18 protein-coding genes are annotated in these 20,041 nt (G+C 66.8%); 11 read left to right on the top strand and 7 right to left on the bottom strand.

Translation table 11 applies throughout. The annotated features are described in order from the left end of the window. Positions 1–26 precede the first annotated feature (26 nt). Genes DZC73_RS03830 through acpS form a run of 4 tightly spaced genes read right to left on the bottom strand, consistent with a single transcriptional unit; the run spans position 27 to position 5,083 of the window. A complete protein-coding gene (locus DZC73_RS03830; protein ID WP_161974440.1) occupies positions 27–1,859 on the bottom strand; it encodes an alpha/beta hydrolase in 1,833 nt (610 codons plus the stop codon). After that, positions 1,856–4,402 (bottom strand): glycoside hydrolase family 2 protein, encoded by a 2,547-nt coding sequence (locus tag DZC73_RS03825; protein ID WP_124538850.1) that lies wholly within the window; start codon positions 4,400–4,402, stop codon positions 1,856–1,858. The genes DZC73_RS03830 and DZC73_RS03825 overlap by 4 nt, the downstream gene beginning before the upstream one ends. Next, positions 4,399–4,665, bottom strand: coding sequence for an acyl carrier protein (locus tag DZC73_RS03820; protein WP_124538849.1), 267 nt, complete (start codon positions 4,663–4,665; stop codon positions 4,399–4,401). The genes DZC73_RS03825 and DZC73_RS03820 overlap by 4 nt, the downstream gene beginning before the upstream one ends. A gap of 7 nt (positions 4,666–4,672) precedes the next feature. Continuing rightward, a complete protein-coding gene (gene acpS / locus DZC73_RS03815) occupies positions 4,673–5,083 on the bottom strand; it encodes a holo-ACP synthase (RefSeq protein WP_161974439.1) in 411 nt (136 codons plus the stop codon). 552 nt (positions 5,084–5,635) lie between these two features. Between acpS and DZC73_RS03810 the strand changes: the two genes are divergently transcribed. The 3 genes from DZC73_RS03810 to DZC73_RS03800 are packed head-to-tail and all read left to right on the top strand — an operon-like array spanning position 5,636 to position 8,730. Continuing rightward, complete coding sequence (locus DZC73_RS03810) at positions 5,636–6,808, top strand: acyl-CoA dehydrogenase family protein (protein WP_124538847.1); 1,173 nt, start codon at positions 5,636–5,638, stop codon at positions 6,806–6,808. Positions 6,809–6,844: 36 nt separating this feature from the next. Beyond that, complete coding sequence (locus DZC73_RS03805) at positions 6,845–7,756, top strand: amino acid--[acyl-carrier-protein] ligase (protein ID WP_124538846.1); 912 nt, start codon at positions 6,845–6,847, stop codon at positions 7,754–7,756. Further along, complete coding sequence (locus DZC73_RS03800) at positions 7,753–8,730, top strand: DUF1839 family protein (RefSeq protein WP_124538845.1); 978 nt, start codon at positions 7,753–7,755, stop codon at positions 8,728–8,730. Before DZC73_RS03805 ends, DZC73_RS03800 begins: the two co-directional genes overlap by 4 nt. Before the next feature lie 87 nt (positions 8,731–8,817). Here DZC73_RS03800 and rpmG read toward each other — a convergent pair whose 3' ends face one another. The 3 genes from rpmG to trxB form a co-directional block, all read right to left on the bottom strand. Next, positions 8,818–8,985, bottom strand: a complete 168-nt coding sequence (gene rpmG, locus DZC73_RS03795; RefSeq protein WP_047498832.1) for a 50S ribosomal protein L33 — start codon at positions 8,983–8,985, stop codon at positions 8,818–8,820. 17 nt (positions 8,986–9,002) lie between these two features. Then, a complete protein-coding gene (gene rpmB, locus DZC73_RS03790) occupies positions 9,003–9,236 on the bottom strand; it encodes a 50S ribosomal protein L28 (RefSeq protein ID WP_124538844.1) in 234 nt (77 codons plus the stop codon). Between the two features lie 211 nt (positions 9,237–9,447). Beyond that, positions 9,448–10,395: a thioredoxin-disulfide reductase gene (gene trxB / locus DZC73_RS03785; protein WP_198414772.1), complete on the bottom strand. Its 948-nt coding sequence runs from the start codon at positions 10,393–10,395 to the stop codon at positions 9,448–9,450. Positions 10,396–10,568: 173 nt separating this feature from the next. Between trxB and DZC73_RS03780 the strand changes: the two genes are divergently transcribed. From DZC73_RS03780 to DZC73_RS03745, 8 genes are all read left to right on the top strand, one after another. Beyond that, positions 10,569–11,231 (top strand): Crp/Fnr family transcriptional regulator, encoded by a 663-nt coding sequence (locus tag DZC73_RS03780; RefSeq protein ID WP_124538843.1) that lies wholly within the window; start codon positions 10,569–10,571, stop codon positions 11,229–11,231. 52 nt (positions 11,232–11,283) lie between these two features. Further along, a complete protein-coding gene (locus DZC73_RS03775) occupies positions 11,284–13,680 on the top strand; it encodes a DNA translocase FtsK (RefSeq protein WP_124538842.1) in 2,397 nt (798 codons plus the stop codon). Further along, a complete protein-coding gene (gene lolA / locus DZC73_RS03770) occupies positions 13,680–14,291 on the top strand; it encodes an outer membrane lipoprotein chaperone LolA (RefSeq protein WP_328589472.1) in 612 nt (203 codons plus the stop codon). The genes DZC73_RS03775 and lolA overlap by 1 nt, the downstream gene beginning before the upstream one ends. Positions 14,292–14,313: 22 nt before the next feature. After that, positions 14,314–15,048, top strand: a complete 735-nt coding sequence (locus DZC73_RS03765; protein ID WP_124538840.1) for a response regulator transcription factor — start codon at positions 14,314–14,316, stop codon at positions 15,046–15,048. Beyond that, the gene (locus DZC73_RS03760; RefSeq protein ID WP_198414771.1) at positions 15,045–16,472 is read left to right on the top strand and encodes a sensor histidine kinase; all 1,428 of its coding nucleotides are present in this window, start codon (positions 15,045–15,047) and stop codon (positions 16,470–16,472) included. Before DZC73_RS03765 ends, DZC73_RS03760 begins: the two co-directional genes overlap by 4 nt. After that, a complete protein-coding gene (locus DZC73_RS03755) occupies positions 16,469–17,794 on the top strand; it encodes a replication-associated recombination protein A (RefSeq protein WP_124538839.1) in 1,326 nt (441 codons plus the stop codon). Before DZC73_RS03760 ends, DZC73_RS03755 begins: the two co-directional genes overlap by 4 nt. Positions 17,795–18,017: 223 nt before the next feature. Next, on the top strand, positions 18,018–18,938 hold the full coding sequence (locus tag DZC73_RS03750; RefSeq protein WP_124538838.1) for a branched-chain amino acid ABC transporter permease: 921 nt from the start codon (positions 18,018–18,020) through the stop codon (positions 18,936–18,938). 13 nt (positions 18,939–18,951) lie between these two features. Further along, on the top strand, positions 18,952–20,034 hold the full coding sequence (locus tag DZC73_RS03745; RefSeq protein ID WP_124538837.1) for a branched-chain amino acid ABC transporter permease: 1,083 nt from the start codon (positions 18,952–18,954) through the stop codon (positions 20,032–20,034). Positions 20,035–20,041: the final 7 nt, after the last annotated feature.

The raw sequence follows: 20,041 nt of genomic DNA, 5'->3' as shown, positions 1-20,041 counted from the left end.
CCTTTTTCATGGGTGCCGATGCAAGGTCAGGCCATGCCCTTGGAAGGCGACATCGCCCGGTGAGCGACCGGAGATGGTGAGCTGGTTGCCTGCACCGGCTCGATCAGCCCGGCAAGCTGCTTGACCAGGGCCTCGCGGTCTGACTGCAGCGTGAACAGGTGATCGGCGCCACGGGCGTGGTCGATGCTGAGCCTGCCCTTGCGCCTCAGTCGCTTGACGGTGGCGCCACCCAGTGACCACAGCAGCGACTCGCCATGTTCGTCGTCGGAGAACACGAGTCGGACCTGCGTGTTGCGCCGTGCAAGCTTCAACAGCTCGCTGGGCAAATCGTCCTTGAGGTGCACGCCGAGCAGGCGCATCAGGTCGCGGACACGATTCGACAGCTTGCCGCGCACCAGCTCGGCCAGGATGCGGCCCACGCGCAGGACCTTGCCGGGGTCGGCCAGGAGCGCGCGCCACCGGTCCCAGTGGAACAGGCTTCGCTTGTAGCCGCGCACGGAGTCGTTCACCTCGGTCCTCTGCACGGTCAGATCCACCGGGCCGTCGCCCACGGACAGGTACAGCAGCGGATTGATGAGGACCACCGAGTCCACCACGGTCGTTTCCACCGCAGCGCGGAATGCGTTGTAGGCGCCGGCACAGTGGCCGACCAGCTGGCAGTGGCCGACGCGGTGCTCGCGCCGCAGGTGCTGCACGGCGGCGGCGATGTCATCCAGCGCATGGCGCATGTAGGGAAGGTTCTCCGCCATGCCCGGACGCGGCTCGCTGTCGCCGATGCCCGACAGGTCCAGCCGCAGCACGATGAAGCCACGTGCAGCCCATTCCCTCGCAAAGCGTACGAAGAGACGGCCCGGGCCAATGCGCCGGTCCGCCCCGCCCGACAGCAGCACGATGGCTCGCTGCGGAGCAGAGTCGACCGCCGCAGAGGCGGGCCGGGTCACCAGCGCGGTGAGACGCGCACCGACGTCCACCGTCTCGACCTGTTCGACCAGCTCCACGCCCTGTGGCGAGGTCCAGCGCATGGCGCTTGCCACCGGCACGGACTTCACGTGTGCCGAGCCGCTGAGCGGCAAGCGTTCCATCATCCACGGCATGACCGCGTCGATGATCATCGACGGCACCTCGCAGTGGTGCGGCGAGGAGTCGCGCACCATGCCCGCAAAGCCCGGGATGCGCAGCGAGGACACCTGCGAGCCCACGCCCTGCAGGTGCTGCAGCCAGCGCGGATCGGGCGGCACGTCGTCGCGCTCGATGATGAGCGCGGGGTAGGGCGGCTTCCAGTCGTCCTTGAGCAGGTCCACGGCCTTGAGCGCTTCCTGCGTGGTGTCGTCCATCGCGAAGCCGCCGGCTTGCAGCAGGTGGTCACCGCGCTCCTGCGGCACGGTCATGCCCATGCTCGCGGCGCCCAGCGCGTAGGCCTTCAGCTCGCGCACGTAGAAGCGGCCGGCGATGAGCGGTGCGATGGCCACCATGCCCGCCACGTCGTCGCGGCCCGTTGCGGCGCAGGCGGCCAGCAAGGTGCCCAGGCGCACGCCCAGCAGGCAGACCTCGGTGACGCCGGTCTCCTGCTTGAGCGTGTCGATGGCGTCGCCGATCGATGCGATCCAGCGGCCGACGACCCCGTCGCCGAATTCAGCACCCGCGCTGTCACCGGAGCCCGGATAGTCGAAACGCAGCGCGGGCATGCCTTGTGCTGCCGCGGCCTGGGCGATGTGCTTCAGGCTGCGGTGGATGCACAGATCCTCGCGGCCGAAGCTGCTGCAGATGACCAGCCCGCGCTGCGCAGGCTGCTCGGCGTCGTGCAGCCAGGCCAGGGCCTCGCGACCGGTCTGCCCGAAGTAGAGGCTTCGCATCGTCATCTGCTGTCCTCGATGCTGATGCTGCGCCTGGAGTTGAGCGCGCGCAGGCTGCCGCGGTGGGCCGCGCCGGAGGCGGGGCCGCGCAGCAGGAGCGTCCTGGCTCCTCGCGGCGCCAAGTGGAAATGATTGTCGGCTGCGGCGTAGCCGGGCCATTCGACGCACACGTGCTGCGCGAGGCGCTCGGTGTGGATCGTGAGTTCGATGCCCTCGTCACTGCGGTGCGTGATGGCCGCACTGAGCCCCACGTCGTCTTCGCGCTGCGCCGAGAAGCCTGCCGGGAAGTGGAAGTCCTGGGCGAGCAGCTTCGCGTCCTTGTCGAGCAGGCTGGCGACGACGACCTGCGCCGGTGGCGGGCCGAAGCGGTACGCCGCCGAGAGATCGAGGAAGCCGTCGAAGAAGCCCGCCACCGGCAGGCCGCGCGTGCTGCGGGCATCGAGTGCGATGGGCTGGCTCGCGTGCCCCACCAGTGCTGCGGATTCGTTGTACGCCGCGATGGACAGCGAGGCGGCGACCGGTGCGGCCTGCTCGTTCACGGCATGAAGGTAGAGCCCGTTGCCGCCCTCGTCGGTGAAGGCCAGCGACACCGGTTGCAGCACGCGACCAAGGATATGCATCGCCGCCTTGGGCTGGCCCTGGTCGTCGAGCAAGCCCCAGCCTGCGCCAGCCCACAGGTCATGCAGGAACCACACGAGTGCACCGCCGCAGCGCGAGCCCGCGCGGCGCCATTCCTTGAACGCGGCGGCCATCACCTCGCCGGTGGCGACGCGGCCCAGTTCGAGGTAGCGCCCGTGGTCGGCGTAGCGCAGCCTGGAAGGATCGAGCTTGAAGAGTTCGGCGAGGTAGTGGTCGCGGACGTCCTCGAAGTCCCAGCCCGCGCCCAGGTCACGCGGCGTGCGCGACTTCCAGCCGGGGTGCGTCACCCTCAGGCTCTCGCCGCCGGGCATGCGGGTGATGGTCGATGCATCTGGCAGGTGGGCGAAGGCCAGGCATTCAGTGGCGAAGCTCAGGTCCGAGCGGCGGGCATCGTCCTGCGGGCGCAGGTAGGCGCCCACGCCGTAGTAGGAGGTGGTGCCGGCGTCGCCCTGGTACGGGAAGGCGCCGCCATGGGCGCTCGACGGCCAGTAGGCGGTCAGCGGCAGCGTCTCGCGCACCCAGGACGGCACATGCTCATGGAAGAGGGCGGGCGCCCAGCGCTCACGCGTCGCGCCCCACATGGCGGCCTGCTGCTCGACCTCGCTGTTGCCGCAGACCACGGCCAGGCTGGGCCGCGATTGCAGCCGGCCCAGCTGCTGGCGGACCTCGGTTTCCACCGAGGCGAGGAACGCCGGCTCCGTCGGGTAGTCCATGTTCGCGAACATGAGCTCCTGCCAAACCAGCATGCCCTGCTCGTCGCACGCGTCATGGAAGGCATCGTCTTCGTAGACCATGGTGCCGCCCACGCGCAGCATGTTCATGCCGGCGCCGCGAACTTGGGCGATGGCTTGCGTGTACGACTCGCGGTCGCTGGAGAAAGAGACAGGATCCAGCGGCGTCCAGCAGGCCCCGCGGCAGAACACCGGCACGCCGTTGACTCGGATGGCAAAGCGGCCTTGTGAGGTGTCGGCCTCGATGGTGCGAAAGCCGATGCGACCGAGGTCGACGGTCACCGGATCGTTCCGGCCGGCCAGGGACACCGACAAGCGCGCGCCGTACAGCGCCGGCTCGCCGTGGGTGTGCGGCCACCACAGCGCGGGTGCGTCAATGCTCAGCGACCCGGCGAATTGCGTCCCGGCCTCTCGCGACAACAGGGTGCGGTACGACTGCCCGTTGCGCTCGACTTCAAGCACGACGGCGTCGATGCGTTGCCCGGCGTGCGCAGCGATGCTGGCGCCGACCTGCACGACGCCCTCCGTGCCATTCACCGACGCATGCATGCGCAGATGGCTCACGTCGACCAGCGAGCGAGTCTCGATCCAGACATCCCGCCACGGCCCGACGGCTGCTGCAGGCGGCGACCAGCCGGGGGTGCGGCCCAGGACGGTGGTCCGCAACCAGCGCAGTTGCTGGTGCTCGATCATCGGCGCCCGCCACGCGGGGCGCGGGCGTTTCGCAGCCAATGCCGCATCCAGCGATCGGAAGCGCATCACCAGTTCGTTGCGGCCGGAGCGCAGCCGCGAACGCACCTCGTGCTCATGGGCGACGAACATGTTCTCGCTGGACAGCAGCAGTTCGCCGTTGAGCCAGACATCGGCCAGCGTGGCGAGTCCGTCGAAGCCGAGGACGACCTCGTCGCCGTCATCGGACTCGGGAGCGGTGAAATGGGTGCGGTACCACCAGTCGTCCGCGTCGAAGCGGCGTGGCGGATGGTCCAGCGACCATGTGCCGGCGTCGCGCAGCGCGGCGGCCACGGTGCCCGGACGCTGGGCTGCCACCCACGCATGCGGACCGGTGTCGGCCAGCTGGGACGGATCGCTCAGGCTTCCCGCTGGAACCGATGCCAGTTCCCAGTCGCGCACCAGGCGTTCGCGTCGATGGGTCGCGACACGCCCAGGCCGATGGGTCATTGCAAGCGCGCCCCGGGCAGCTGGGTGATGGCTTCGCGGATGGCGACCACGCTGGCGAACACGCTGCGCTTGAGCATGTGATCGGGGAATTCCACGTCGAAGGCGCCTTCGAGCGCCAGCATCACGTTCACGCTCGCATGCGAGGTCATGCCCGCCTGGTACAGGTCGGCATCCGGCTGGATCGACAAGGCATCCTGGCTCAGTCGGCCATGGTCCTTCAGGACCGTGCGGATCATGTTGTCGATGGTGAATTGTTCGTTCATGGCGAGACTACTGCTTCGGAGAAGGGAGAAAACTGGACGCTGCCGTGACCACTGCCATGGCGTGGTGGCCGTCTTGGCTGAGGCTGAGCGCGATGCCGTCGCTGCTCACGCCGGCCAATTCCGCGGCCTTGCCGTGCAACTGGAGCCTGCAGGTACCGTCGGCCAGGCGGCGCACTTCCATCTCGCGCCAGTCGATGCCCGCTTCGCACAGGTCCAGGGCCTTGAGGGCGGCCTCCTTGGCGGCAAAGCATTCGGCCAGTCCCGGCGCCAGCCGAGCGGCAACATCGGCCAGCTCGGTGGAGGTGAACAGGCGCTGCGTGAAACGGTCGCCGAACTGGCTCAGGGAGTCGGCGATGCGGCTGATCTGCACGATGTCGATGCCCACGCGCGTGCGGCCGTCGCCCACGAGGGCGAGCAAGCTTTCATCCTGGAAGACCACAGGCGCTGACATGACAAATGGGTGACCCTGAGGGCTAATGTGCTACCAGTTGTTTTTATCACGGGGGTCCACCCGGCAGCTCCCTTCTTACCCGCCTTCCCCCTCGGTTTGGGGGTGGATGTGAACAATTGCTCTCGCGGATCATGATTGGCGATGAGCCTGCGCCACAGATTGCGGGACCCGCCGGGCAGCCCAGCTGCCGCCAATGGCCTCGAATGCCCCGCAGGAAGTGGCAGGCCGCACTCGGCCGCACGGCCTGCACGAAGGGCCGGAAGTGTTTGGGCGACATGGCGTGCCCATTCAGGAACACGATGGTCATGTCAGCCATCGATGGATGCGCCTTGGACGAGTGCGGAATACGTCATGCAAGTCGCGGCGCACACCGCGAGTGAGGGGGACGAATGCGCCTGGAATTCCGTTCCAATCTGCGCATGCCGGGTGCCAGCCGCCGGCCAGTTCCTATTCTTGCAGCGCCTTCGTGGACGCACCCCTGGCCGATGGTCCGGTGAAAAACAGCGGGAGACCTACAACATGAGCACCACCGCCACTTTCGAGACCCTGCTGGTGGCCGTCCGAGGCATCGCCACCGAAGTGGCTGCCGTGCACGCGGCCGACGTGGACGCCAGCGCGCGTTTTCCTTCAGAGACCTTCGACGCCTTGCGCGCGGCGCGCGTGCTGTCCGCACCGGTCCCGCGTGAGTTGGGCGGATCCGGCTGCTCGATGATGGAGCTGGCCCTGTTGTGCTCCACGCTCTCGCAGGCGTGCAGCGCCAGCGGCATGGTGCTGGCCATGCACTACATCGAAGTCGCCTGCCTCGCGCGCCACGGCATGGGCTCGGCCTTCTTCCGCGGCTACATGCAGGCCATCTCGGACAAGCAGTTGCTGATCGCCTCGGTGACCTCCGAGGTCGGCACCTTCGGCGACACGCGTTCCAGCATCTGCGCGGTGGAAGTGCAGGGTGATCGCTTCACGCTGCGCAAGGATGCAACCACCGTGTCCTACGGTGCCCATGCCGATTCGCTGCTGGTGACCGCACGCCGCGCGCCGGATGCCTCCAACAGCGACCAGGTGCTGGTGCTGCTGCAGGCCGGCGACTACACCCTCACGCCGACCTCCAACTGGGACACGCTGGGCATGCGCGGCACCTGCAGCCCGGGCGGCAGGCTGGAGGCGAATGCCGGCGTCGAGCAGATCCTGCCTGGCGAGTTCGCCGAGTCCTCGGCGCAGACCATGGTGCCGTACTCGCACATCCTGTGGTCCTCGCTGTGGTGGGGCATTGCGGCCGATGCGGTCTCGCGCGCCGGCGCCTTCGTGCGTGGCCAGGCGCGCAAGAACCCGGGCACCGTGCCGCCCGCGGCGCATCAATTGGCGGAGGCCACGGCGCAGTTGCAGGTCATGCGCGCCGCCTGGGCTCAAGCGGCAGCGGAATTCGACCAGACCGCCGTGCGCCCCGAGGGCATGCAGGAGCTGCTTTCGATGGCCTGGGCGCTCAAGTTGATCAACCTCAAGGTGTCCGCCTCCGAGGCGGCGCCGCGCCTGGTGCACATGGCGCTGCAGATCATCGGCGTGATGGGCTACAAGAACGACTCGCCGTTCAGCGTGGGCCGCCACTACCGTGACGCATTGTCGGCCTCGCTCATGATCTCCAACGAGCGGCTCATGGCCAAGAGCGCGTCCATGCTGCTGGTGCTCAAGGACGCCTGATCCTTCTCAAGAGACAAGAACGACAAGGAAGCTCTCATGCCCACGGTCTACGACATCCAGGGATTCCATGACGACCTGGTCCGTCAAGGCTTCATCGTGCCCACGGAAGTGAAGGGCGGCTGGGGCCGCACGGGCAAGTTCGAGGACATCGTCGATCGCTTCAACGCGCTGGTGTCACGCACCGCCCAGGACGACGGCGCGGAGCTGTTCCAGTTCCCGCCCATCGTGCCGCGCGCGCTCATCGAGCGGGTGGGCTACATGGACAACTTCCCGCACCTGAGCGGCTCCATCAGCAGCTTCTTCGGCAACGACCGCGAGGCGCTTGCGCTGTCGGGCAAGGTCAACGGCGGCGAACGCTGGGAAGACATGCTCGCGCCCACCGAATCCATGCTCACGCCGGCGGCGTGCTACCCCGTCTACCCGATGTTCAGCGGACTGCTGCCGGGCAAGGGCCGACTGGTGACGGTGACGGGCTGGGTGTACCGGCACGAGCCCTCGGATGAACCCACCCGCCTGCAGGCCTTCCGCATGCGCGAGTTCATTCGCGTGGGCACCAACGAGCAGGTGGTGGACTGGCGCAATGCGTGGCTGGACCGGGGTCTGGCGCTGCTGAAGTCGCTGCAGCTCCCGGTGGTCAGCGACGTGGCCACCGACCCCTTCTTCGGCCGTGCCGGCAAGATGATGGCGGCCAGCCAGCGCGACCAGCGGCTGAAGTTCGAGATCCTCGTACCGGTGATCTCCGAGGAGAAGCCCACAGCCATCTGCTCCTTCAACTGGCACCAGGACCACTTCAGCGGCACCTTCGGCATCAAGGATGCAACGGGCAACACCGCGAGCACGGCCTGCCTGGGCTTCGGGCTGGAGCGGGTGACCTTGGCGCTCATCAAGCACCACGGCTTCGATGTGGCTGCCTGGCCGGCGCCGGTTCGCGCGCTGCTGTGGCCATGAGCCGTGTCTCGGTCATCCAGGGCCTGGATGCGGCGTCGTACCAGCGGCACGCGCTGCATGCCGAGGACTGCATCTGGGTCGAGAAGAACTGCTACGTCGACCTGTGGATCGAGCTGCTGCACGCTCTGAAGCTGGAGCCGCGTGCCTGCCTGGGCTTCACGCTGGCCGTCGACTTCGAGGACGACCAGTGGACCTTCTTCAAGCCTTCGCACGATGAACTGCGCGACCTGTATGGCGTGGACGTGCAGGAGCTGACGGTGTGGCGGCCGCTGATCGACCATGCGGTGGAGCAGCTCGGCAAGGGCAAATGGATCTCGACCGAGGCCGATGCCTTCTGGCTGCCCGACACCGCCGGCACGGACTATCGGCACCAGCACACCAAGACGACCATCGTGCTCAACGACATCGATGTCGATGCGCAGCGGCTGGGCTACTTCCACAACGCGGGCTACTTCACGCTGGAAGGCGAGGACTTCATCAAGACCTTCCGGCTGGATGTGGCGGGAGACGATGCGGAGTTCCTGCCGCTGTTCGCGGAGCTGGTTCGCATGGATCGGGCGGTGGATCGGGGCGAGACGGTGTTGTGGCGAGAAGCCAGGGGACTGCTTCGCAAGCACCTGTCCCGCCGGCCTGCCACGAACCCGGTCGCCCGCTTCGCGCAACGCTTCGAGCGTGACCTTCCCGGCCTGCAGGCCGCCGGCCTCGCGACGTATCACAAGTGGGCGTTTGCAGGCATCCGGCAGCTCGGTGCGGCAGCGGAGCTGTCGGCTCAGCACCTGGAATGGCTGGATGCCTCGGCCTTCGCACCGGCCATCGAGGCTTGGCGCCAGATCGCCAACGACAACAAGGCGCTTATCCTCAAGGCGGCCCGGGCGGTGAATGCCAAGCGCCCCCTCGATGCCTCCGCGACCTTCGCCAGCATGGCCGATTCGTGGGATCGGGGCATGGCGGCGCTGGATCAGTTGGCCGGCTGAACTCCGTTCAGCATCGATTCGACTCAGACAGCCAACAAAAAACCCGCCGGACTTGCGTCGGGCGGGTTCTTTGCGAAACAGCTGCTATTACTTCAGCTTGGTTTCTTTGTACATCACGTGCTTGCGAGCCTTGGGATCGAACTTCATGATTTCGATCTTCTCGGGCGTGGTCTTCTTGTTCTTGTCGGTCGTGTAGAAGTGACCGGTGCCGGCGCTGGACTCCAGCTTGATCTTTTCGCGTCCACCTTTTGCCATGATTCAGCTCCTGGATATCAGAGTTCGCCCTTGGCGCGGAGGTCTGCGACGACCTGGTCGATGCCGACCTTGTCGATGAGTCGCAGTGCGGCGTTGGTGATGCGCAGGCGCACCCAACGGTTCTCGGTCTCGAGCCAGAAGCGGCGGTACTGCAGGTTCGGCAGGAAGCGACGCTTGGTTTTGTTGTTGGCGTGGGAGACGTTGTTCCCCACCATCGGGCGCTTGCCCGTGACTTGACAGACGCGTGCCATGACGCTTCTCCGTGTGAATCTCGTTGCGTATCGCGGTGAAAAGAGCAGGACTGGCTGGGCCGGTCTTGAATAGTCACCCTGGAGCCTGTAGACGGGGACGCTGTTAGGTAAGTTGGGTAAGGAACTACGAAACAACGCCGGCCGCTTCCGGCAAAGACGACGATTATAGCCAGAATTCCGGACGACGCCAAATCGCCCGGAATGGCCGGATTTACTGCTCCAGGAAGCGCTGAGCGTCCAGGGCTGCCATGCAGCCCGTGCCGGCGCTGGTGATGGCCTGGCGATAGACATGGTCTTGCACGTCGCCCGCGGCGAAGACGCCCGGCACGCTGGTCATCGTGGCGAAGCCTTCCAGCCCGCTCTTGGTCACGATGTAACCGTCCTTCATCTCCAGCTGGCCCTTGAAGATGTCGGTGTTGGGCTGGTGGCCGATGGCGATGAAGCAGCCCTTGAGCGTCAGGTCGCTGGTCGAGCCGTCCTGCGTGTTCTTGATCCGCACACCTGTCACGCCTGACTGGTCGCCCAGCACTTCGTCCAGCGTGTTCCACAAGTGCAGCTGCATCTTGCCGGCGGCGACCTTCTCCATCAGCTTGTCCACCAGGATGGGCTCGGCGCGGAACTTGTCGCGGCGGTGGATGAGGTGCACCTTGCTGGCGATGTTCGACAGGTACAGCGCCTCCTCGACGGCGGTGTTGCCGCCGCCGACCACGCACACATCCTGGCCGCGGTAGAAGAAGCCATCGCAGGTGGCGCAGCCGCTCACGCCCCGGCCCATGAAGGCCTCTTCGGAGGGCAGGCCGATGTACTTGGCCGAAGCGCCGGTGGCGATGACCAGCGCGTCGCAGGTGTAGGTGCCGGAGTCGCCCTTGAGCGTGAACGGCCGCTTGCTGAAGTCGACGGTGTTGATGTGGTCGAAGACGATCTGCGTGTTGAAGCGCTCGGCGTGCTTCTGGAAGCGGGCCATGAGGTCCGGGCCCATGACGCCGTCCACGTCGGCGGGCCAGTTGTCCACGTCGGTCGTGGTCATCAGCTGGCCGCCCTGGGCGATGCCGGTGACGAGCATGGGTTTCAGGTTGGCGCGCGCGGCGTAGATGGCGGCGGTGTAGCCGGCGGGGCCGGAGCCGAGGATGAGGACGCGGGCGTGTTGGACGGTGCTCATGGACAGGGAGATTTCAGGGGATGGGACGTCTGGCGAGGGCGCAAGTCTGACATGGGGTTCTCTCGCGCTGGCGTCAACGGCCGCAATGGTGACAATAGCCAAATTGTAGGCAGCGTGACATCTTCACGGTCTCGCCCTAACAATAGCGATAACAACTGTCTGGAGCTTCCCGTATGGCAATGCTTTCGAATCTCGACCTGATCCGCCGTGTGCCTCTCTTTTCCATGCTCACCAACGACCAGGCGCAGGGGATCGCGGACAGCGTGGTGAAGCGCCGCTTCCGTCGGGGCGAGATCATCGTGGAGCACGGGCGCAAATCGAATGCGCTGTTCATCCTGCTCACGGGCCGGGCCCGCGTGCTGACGGCGGACTCCCGCGGCCGGGAAGTCATCCTCGCAGTGTTGCAGCCAGGCGACTACGTGGGCGAAATGAGCCTCATCGACAACGAGCCGCACTCGGCCACGGTGCGCGCCGAGGTCCAGACGGACATGCTCATCCTGGGGCGCGCGGAATTCGCACGCTGCCTGCCGGAGAATTCCAGCCTCTCGTACGCCATCCTGCGCGGCCTGGTGCAGCGCCTGCGCAACGCCGACCGGCAGATCGAATCCTTGGCCCTGCTGGACGTCTACGGCCGCGTGGCCCGCACGCTGCTGGACATGGCCGAGGACGACAACGGCATCAAGATCATTCGCAACAAGGTGTCACGCCAAGACCTTGCCAAGGTGGTGGGCGCATCGCGCGAAATGGTCAGCCGCGTGATGAAGGACCTGGAAGAGCGCGGCATCGTCGAGACCCAGGAAAATGGCTCGGTGATCATCAAGGAACGCCTGACCTGAGCCTGAGCTTTTCCGTCGCCGCGCACAGGTCGCCATCGGCCACAATCCGCGCATGACGTTTCCGCTCGGTTCGCTCCGGTCCGACGCCGGGGTTTCTCAGGTGTCTGCTTCTTCTTCGGGCGCCGCCTCGCACGGCGGCACCTACACGCGCGGCAAGAACGCCGCGGCTTCTTCTCCCGTCGAACACCATCCCGCCGGCTGGCGCGCGCAGCTGATGCTGCTGGTGGGCGGCGTCGCCTGGCTGCTGGCATTGCTGGCGCTGGCCACGCACAACGCGGCCGACGCGGCCTTCTCCACCTCGGGCAGTTCCCCCGTGCCGCTCAACAAGGCCGGCGCACTGGGTGCGTATTTCTCTGACCTCGCTTTCTTCCTGTTCGGCTATTCCTGCTGGTGGCTGATGCTGGTCGGACTGCGCGAATGGCTGGGCGGCCTCGCCCGCGTGCTGCGCGGCGGCGACGGTGCCGTCTCGAACAAGCCGCGCTGGATGTTCTGGGCGGGCCTGGCCGTTCTACTTGCAGCGAGCACCTCGCTGGAATGGACTCGCATGTACCAGTGGGATTCGCACCTCCCGGGCGGCGCATCGGGCGGCGTGCTCGGATCGCTGCTGGGCCAAGCCAGCCAGAAGCTCATCGGCTTCGTGGGGTCGGGCGTGCTGTGGATCGCCGCACTGGTCGCGGGTCTCGCGATGGCCTTCCGCTTCTCCTGGCTGCACACGGCCGAGAACATCGGCACCTGGTTCGATTCGGTGAAGGAGCGGCGCGTCGAACGCATCGAGCGCGCCGAGGACATCCGCATCGGCGAGCAGGCGCAGAAGGAGCGCGAGCAGGTCGTGGAGGTGGAGCACCAGCTGCATGAAGAGCACGTGCCCATCGTGATCGAGCCGCCGGTCATGGAGGTGCCCAAGAGCGAGCGGGTGGTGAAGGAACGGCAAAAGCCGCTGTTCACCGAACTGGCCGATACGAAGCTGCCCCAGGTCGATCTGCTCGATGCGGCGCCGTCGCGCGTCGAAGCCTCCGTGACGCCCGAGACGCTGGAGATGACGTCGCGCCTGATCGAGAAGAAGCTCAAGGACTTCGGCGTCGAGGTGCGCGTCGTTGCCGCCTCTCCGGGCCCGGTGATCACGCGCTATGAGATCGAACCTGCCACCGGCGTGAAGGGCTCGCAGATCCTCAACCTCGCGAAAGACCTGGCCCGCAGCCTGAGCCTCGTGAGCATCCGCGTGGTGGAGACCATCCCTGGCAAGACCACCATGGCGCTGGAGCTGCCCAACGCGCGGCGCCAGATGATCCGCCTGTCCGAGATCCTCGGCTCTCAGGTCTACAACGACGCCGCGTCGCAGCTCACCATGGGCCTGGGAAAGGACATCGTCGGTGCGCCCGTGGTGGCCGACCTTGCGAAGATGCCGCACTGCCTGGTCGCCGGCACCACCGGCTCGGGCAAGTCGGTGGGCATCAACGCGATGATCCTGTCGGTGCTCTACAAGGCCGAGGCGCGCGACGTCCGGCTCATCCTCATCGACCCGAAGATGCTGGAAATGAGCGTGTACGAAGGCATCCCGCACCTGCTGGCGCCCGTCGTGACGGACATGAAGCAGGCCGGCAACGCGCTCAACTGGTGCGTGGGCGAGATGGAACGGCGCTACAAGCTCATGAGCAAGATGGGCGTGCGCAACCTGTCGGGATATAACAAGAAGATTGCAGAAGCCACCGAGAAGGGCCAGTCCATTCCCAACCCCTTCAGCCTCACGCCCGAGCAGCCCGAACCGCTCGAGCGCCTGCCCTACATCGTGGTGGTGATCGACGAACTCGCCGACCTGATGATGGTGGTGGGCAAGAAGATCGAGGAGCTGATCGCCCGCCTGGCGCAGAAGGCGCGCGCCGCGGGCATCCACCTCATCCTCGCCACGCAGCGGCCGAGTGTGGACGTGATCACCGGCCTCATCAAGGCCAACATTCCCACCCGCCTGAGCTTCCAGGTCAGCAGCAAGATCGACAGCCGCACCATCCTCGACCAGATGGGGGCCGAGGCGCTGCTGGGCCAGGGCGACATGCTCTACCTCACGCCCGGCGGCGGACTGCCGGTTCGTGTGCACGGCGCCTTCGTGAGCGATGACGAAGTGCATCGCGTCGTCAGCTACCTCAAGGAGCAGGGCGGCGAGCCCAACTACATCGAGGGCATCCTTGAAGGCGGCACGCTGGACGGCGATGGCGACGTGTCCACCGCCGACATGCCCGGCGGTGGCGGCGGCGAGAACGACCCGATGTACGACCAGGCCGTTGGCGTGGTCCTGCAGCATCGCCGTGCATCCATTTCGCTGGTGCAGCGGCATTTGCGCATCGGCTACAACCGGGCAGCCCGTTTGCTGGAACAAATGGAGAAATCCGGCCTCGTATCGGCCATGTCCACCAACGGCAACCGGGACATCATCGTCCCCGCACGACCCGAATGATGAACAACAAGCTTTTCGCCGCCGCTGTCCTTGCCTTTGCCGCCGCGGCCGCCCATGCGGACGCCGTCGACACCCTCAAGGATTTCGTGGCCACCGTGAAGACGGGCCATGCCTCGTTCACGCAGGTCGTGACCTCACCCGACGGCAAGAAGAAAAAATCGTCCAGCGGCACCTTCGACTTCGCGCGCCCCAACCAATTCCGCTTCGAGTACGCCAAGCCCTTCGAGCAGCTCATCGTGTCCGACGGCCAGAAGGTCTGGATCTACGACGCCGACCTCAACCAGGTCAGCTCCCGCAAGTTCTCGCAGGCGCTGGGCGCCACGCCCGCGGCGCTGCTCGCCGGTGGATCCCTGGAGAAGGACTTCACCCTGAGCGCCTTGCCCTCGCAGCAGGGCGTGGACTGGGCGCAGGCCCTGCCCAAGGCCAAGGAAGGCACCTTCCAGTCGGTGCGCATCGGCTTCAAGGGCAAGGATCTGTCGGCGCTGGAAATCGTCGACAACTTCGGGCAGAAGTCGCTGCTGACGTTCACGCAGCTGGCAGCCAACGCGACCATGCCGCCTGAGCACTTCAAATTCACCGTGCCCAAGGGCGCGGACCTCATCGAACAGTGAACCACAGCCAAGACGAGTCGCCATGAGAATCCTGCTGGTCGAAGACGATGCCGTGCTGCGCGACGTGATGCTGCGCAGCCTCAATGACGCCGGCCACCGCATCGACGTGGCCACCACCTCGGCCGAAGCCAGCCACCTGTGGCGGGTGCAGAAGTTCGACGCCGTGCTGCTGGACCTGAACCTGCCCGACGACAGCGGCCTCACCTCCTTGCGCGAGGCGCGCTCGCGCGGCGACCGCACGCCGGTGCTCATCCTCACGGCGCGCAACCGCACGGACGAGCGCATCGCCGGCCTGGACGCCGGCGCCGACGACTACCTCGGCAAGCCCTTCGACCTGGGCGAGGTGGAAGCGCGGCTGCGCGCCATGGCACGCCGGGCGCATGGCATCGACGACCGCTGCGAGGTCGGCAGCCTGGTGCTCGACCGCAAGGCCGGGCGCTTCTTCACCAATGGCGCGCAGGGCACGGTGCCCTTCGAGCTGCCCGCACGCGAGTTCGAGGTGCTGCGCGAGCTGATGACCCCGCCCGGCCATGTGGTGAGCAAGCGGGTGCTGTCGGGCAAGCTGTCCAGCTTCGACGACGCCCTGGGCGACAACGCGCTGGAGGCCTTCATCTCCCGACTGCGCAAGAAGCTCGCGGGCACGGGCGCCACCATCCGCACGCTGCGCGGACTGGGCTATGTGGTGGAGCCGGAGCAGCGCCTGTCCGACGCTGCCTCCACCACCGCCGCCGCCACGGCATCGCCACCCGCTGCATGACAGAGCGCGCGCTCGATCCGATGGGCGAGCGCAAGGGGTCGCTGCGCACGCGCATGCTCTGGCGCGTGCTGGTGCCGCTGGCATTGATCTGGCTGGTCGGCACCCTGGTGGCGTCGATGGTGGCCTTCCTCTTCACCCGCGAGGCTTTCGACCAGACACTGATCGACGACGCCTATGCCATTGCCGCCAACGTGGTGGATCACGACGGCGAGGTGGCGCTGAGCCTGTCGGCGCCTGCCATCAGCGGCATCCTCTTTGACCGCAGCGACAAGCTGGTCTATGCGCTGCTTCGCGCGGACGGCACCTTCGTCGCCGGCACGCCGGGGCTGCGCACCGACCTGACGCCGACGAGCCCGCTGGTGGATGTGCGCGACACGATCCGGGAAGGCCATTCATGGCGGATGGCCACCGTTCGCCGCGACGAGCCGCGCCCCTTCCACGTGGTGGTGGCGCAGACCACGGTGGGTCGGGGCAAGCTGCTGCGTCGCCTGCTGGCCTATTCGCTGGGGCCGCAAGCCGTGCTGCTGCTGCTGATCGGCGCGTGGCTGCGGCGGTCCATCGGGCGCGAGCTGGAGCCGCTGGGCCGCCTGCAGCGGGCCTTGTCCCAGCGCGACTCGAACGACCTGGCGCCCGTGCAGGTGACTGCCGCCTCGCGTGACGTGGAGCAACTGACGCAGACAGTGAATGCACTGATGGAGCGCATCCACCGCGGCCTGCGCGCCCAGCGCGAGTTCGCGGGCAACGTGGCCCACGAGCTGCGCACGCCGCTGGCGGGCATCCGTGCGCTGGTGGAGTACGGCCTGGCACGCAAGGACCCCGAGGTCTGGCATGCCCAGCTCAAGAGCGTCGCCGCGAGCCAGGACCGCGCCAGCCGGCTCGTGGACCAGTTGCTCGCCCTCGCACTGGCCGACGAAGCCAGCGACAGCGTCGTGCTGCAGCCGATGATGGTCGACGAGATCGTCCACCACTGCGTGCTGGGCTACCTGACGCGTGCCGATGCCATGGGCGTGGACCTGGGTGCGCTGGGCCTGGACCAGCCGGTGTGCGCCGTCGCCAATCGCGAGCTGCTGGAAGGGCTGCTGGGCAACCTCATCGACAACGCACTGCGCTACGGGCGGCCGGCCAGCGGACAGACGCCGCGCGTCACGGTCGAACTGCGCGTGGACGGCAGCGAAGTGGTGATGTCGGTGACGGACAACGGCCCTGGCATGGACATGCAGCTGCGCGACCTGCTGCTCAAGCGCTGGGCGCAGGGCGCGGCCGGCATCAAGTTGGGCGAGGGCGCGGGGCTCGGTCTGGCAATCGTCTCGCGCTACGCGGAACTGCTGCATGGCCGGCTCGATCTCTCCCCGGGACCCGACGGTGTCGGCCTGTGCGCGGGCGTGAGGTTGAAGGCGGCCGAGCACGGCACAATCCCTCGATGAACGGCGACCTGTTGTCTTCCCTGCAAGAGCCCGGACATGCGCCGCTCGCCGAGCGCCTGCGGCCACGCACCATCGACGAGGTCATCGGCCAGCAGCATCTGCTGGGGCCGGGCAAGCCGCTGCGCGTGGCCTTCGAATCGGGCCGGCTGCATTCGATGATCCTGTGGGGCCCGCCCGGCGTGGGCAAGACCACGCTGGCGCGCCTGATGGCCGATGCCTTCGATGCGCAGTTCATCCCCATCTCCGCCGTGCTGGGCGGCGTGAAGGACATCCGCGATGCGGTCGAGCGGGCGCAGACCGTGCGCGCCAGCGGCCGCCGCACGGTCGTGTTCGTCGATGAAGTGCACCGCTTCAACAAGGCGCAGCAGGATGCCTTCCTGCCGCACGTCGAGTCCGGCTTGTTCACCTTCATCGGCGCGACCACTGAGAACCCGTCCTTCGAGGTGAACTCGGCCTTGCTGTCGCGCGCCACGGTGCATGTGCTGCGCAGCCTGGGCGACGACGACCAGGCCGCGCTGCTGCAGCGGGCGCAGGCCACGTTGCAGGCGCCGCCCATGACTCCGGCGGCGTCGACGCGACTGATCGGCTATGCAGATGGCGATGCGCGCCGCCTGCTCAACGCCTACGAGAACCTCGTTGCCAACCTCACGTCGGGTGGTGGTCAGCCCAACGAGATCGACGAAGCCTTGCTGGAGAAGTCCCTGGGCGAACAGCTGCGCCGCTACGACAAGGGCGGCGAGCAGTTCTACGACACCATCTCTGCCCTGCACAAGGCCGTGCGCGGGTCCGACCCCGATGCCGCGCTGTACTGGTTCGTGCGCATGCTCGACGGCGGCGTGGACCCGCGCTATGCCGCGCGCCGCATGGTGCGCATGGCCAGCGAGGACATCGGCCTGGCCGACCCGCGCGCCCTGCGGCTGACGCTGGACGCGGCCGAAACCTACGAGCGCCTGGGCTCGCCCGAAGGCGAACTGGCCCTGGCTCAGGCGGTGGTCTACCTGGCCATCGCGCCCAAGTCGAATGCGGTCTACGTGGCCTACAAGGCCGCACGGGCGTTCATCGCGCAAGACGGCACCCGACCGGTGCCGCTGCGATTGCGCAATGCACCGACAAAGCTGATGAAGTCGCTCGACTACGGCAAGGGTTATCGCTACGCCCATGATGAAGAAGGCGGCTTTGCCGCCGGCGAGCGCTACTGGCCCGACGACATGGAAGGCCAGGTCTTCTACGAACCCGTGCCTCGTGGGCTGGAGATCAAGATCGCCGACAAGCTCAATGAGTTGCGTCGACTGAATGAATCGGCGAAGGAAAAAGGCTCGTGATCCCCGTGTTTGGTGAGATTCGCCGGTTTGTTAGAGAAAACTCCGCATGCCCTTGGGAGGGTGCGGAACCTAGAATTTCGCCGCCAGCTGACGTTTACCGACGTTGCCGAGCCCGCCCAAGCAAACAGCCACGGCGGGCTTTTTGCTAATAGAAATCCCGCGACGGGTCGACGAGGATGTGCGTCGCCCAGTGAAGTCAGACAACCCCGAGGAGACCTCGCGAATGGACATCTTCATCCAACAGATCATCAATGGTCTGGTGCTCGGCAGCGTGTACGCGCTGGTGGCACTGGGCTACACGATGGTCTACGGCATCATCAACCTCATCAACTTCGCCCATGGCGACGTGCTGATGGTGGGCGCACTCACCAGCTGGACGGTGGTGACGGCCCTGCAAGGCACCATGCCCGGCTGGGCCCTGATGCTGGTCTCGCTGGTCGCTGCCATCGTGGTGTGCACCATCCTCAACTTCACGATCGAGAAGATCGCGTACCGGCCACTGCGCAATGCGCCTCGGCTGGCGCCGCTGATCACGGCGATGGGCGTGAGCCTCTTGATCCAGACCGTCGCGATGATGATCTGGAAGCCCAACCCCAAGCCCTATCCCATCTTGCTGCCCTCCGAGCCGATCGAGATCGGAGGGGCGGTGATCAACACCATCCAGATCCTCATCCTGGGTGTCACGGCCGCCACGCTGGCGGGCCTGATGTACCTCGTCAACAAGACCAAGCTGGGCCGCGCGATGCGGGCCACCGCCGAGAACCCGCGGGTGGCCAGCCTCATGGGCGTGAAGCCCGACTTCGTGATCTCCGCGACCTTCATCATCGGTGCCGCGCTGGCTGCGTTGGCCGGCGTGATGTACGCCGCCAACTACGGCACCGTGCAGCACGACATGGGCTTCCTGCCCGGCCTGAAGGCCTTCACTGCGGCCGTGTTCGGCGGCATCGGCAACCTCGCCGGCGCCATGGTGGGCGGCGTGCTGCTGGGCCTGATCGAGGCGCTGGGCTCGGGCTACATCGGCGAGTTCACCGGCGGCATCCTCGGCAGCCACTACAAGGACATCTTCGCCTTCATCGTGCTGATCCTCGTGCTCACGCTGCGGCCGTCGGGCCTGCTCGGCGAACGCGTGGCTGACCGCGCCTGAGGAGACCGACACCATGACCCAGAACAACACCGTGAAGTACATCATCGGCGGCATCGCGCTGCTCGCCTTGCCGCTGCTCGCGCAGCAGTGGGGAAGCGGCCCGGTGCGCATCATCGACAACGCCTTGCTGTACGTGCTGCTCGCGCTCGGCCTGAACATCGTGGTTGGCTATGCCGGCCTGCTCGACCTGGGCTACGTCGCCTTCTACGCCCTCGGCGCGTACCTGTTCGGCCTCCTGGCCAGCCCGCAGCTCCTGGACACCTTCCCGGGGCTGGCCGCCCATTTCCCGAACGGCATGCACTTCAGCATCTGGCTCGTGATTCCGATGGCGGCCGCGGTGGCGGGCCTCGCGGGCATGCTGCTGGGCGCGCCCACGCTCAAGCTGCGCGGCGACTACCTGGCCATCGTGACGCTGGGCTTCGGGGAGATCATCCGCGTGTTCCTGCTGAACCTGAACGCGCCGGTGAACATCACCAACGGCCCGCGCGGCATCGGTCCCATCGACCCGCCAATGCTGTTCGGCTTCGACTTCAGCAAGACGCACACCATTCTCGGCATGGAGGTGCCGGGCGTCACCAACTTCTACTACCTGCTTGTCGCACTGGCGCTGGTGAGCGTGCTGATCTGCTTCCGGCTGGAGCGCAGCCGCATCGGCCGTGCGTGGATGGCCATCCGCGAAGACGAGATCGCGGCCAAGGCCATGGGCATCAACACCCGCAACATGAAGCTGCTGGCCTTCGGCATGGGCGCCACCTTCGGCGGCGTGTCGGGCACGATGTTCGCGACCTTCCAGAACTTCATTTCGCCCGAGGCGTTCATCCTCAACGAGTCCATCATCATCGTGGCGATGGTGGTGCTGGGCGGCATCGGCCACCTGCCGGGCGTGATCGTCGGCGCGCTGCTGCTGGCGCTGCTGCCCGAGGTGCTGCGCTACGTCGCGAGCCCGCTGCAGAACCTCACCGATGGCCGGCTGGACGCATCCATCCTGCGCCAGCTGCTGATCGCGCTGGCAATGATCATGATCATGCTGTGGAACCCGCGCGGCCTGTGGCCCGCCAAGGAACACGGCAAGGCGGCCCCGACGCCGGCCAAATAAGGGAGAC

This window comes from Rhizobacter terrae (assembly GCF_003852895.1).
In the GTDB taxonomy this organism is placed as follows: domain Bacteria; phylum Pseudomonadota; class Gammaproteobacteria; order Burkholderiales; family Burkholderiaceae_C; genus Albitalea; species Albitalea terrae.
Note: the sequence above shows the minus strand (reverse complement) of the source record. Positions and strands in the feature narration are given on the sequence as shown.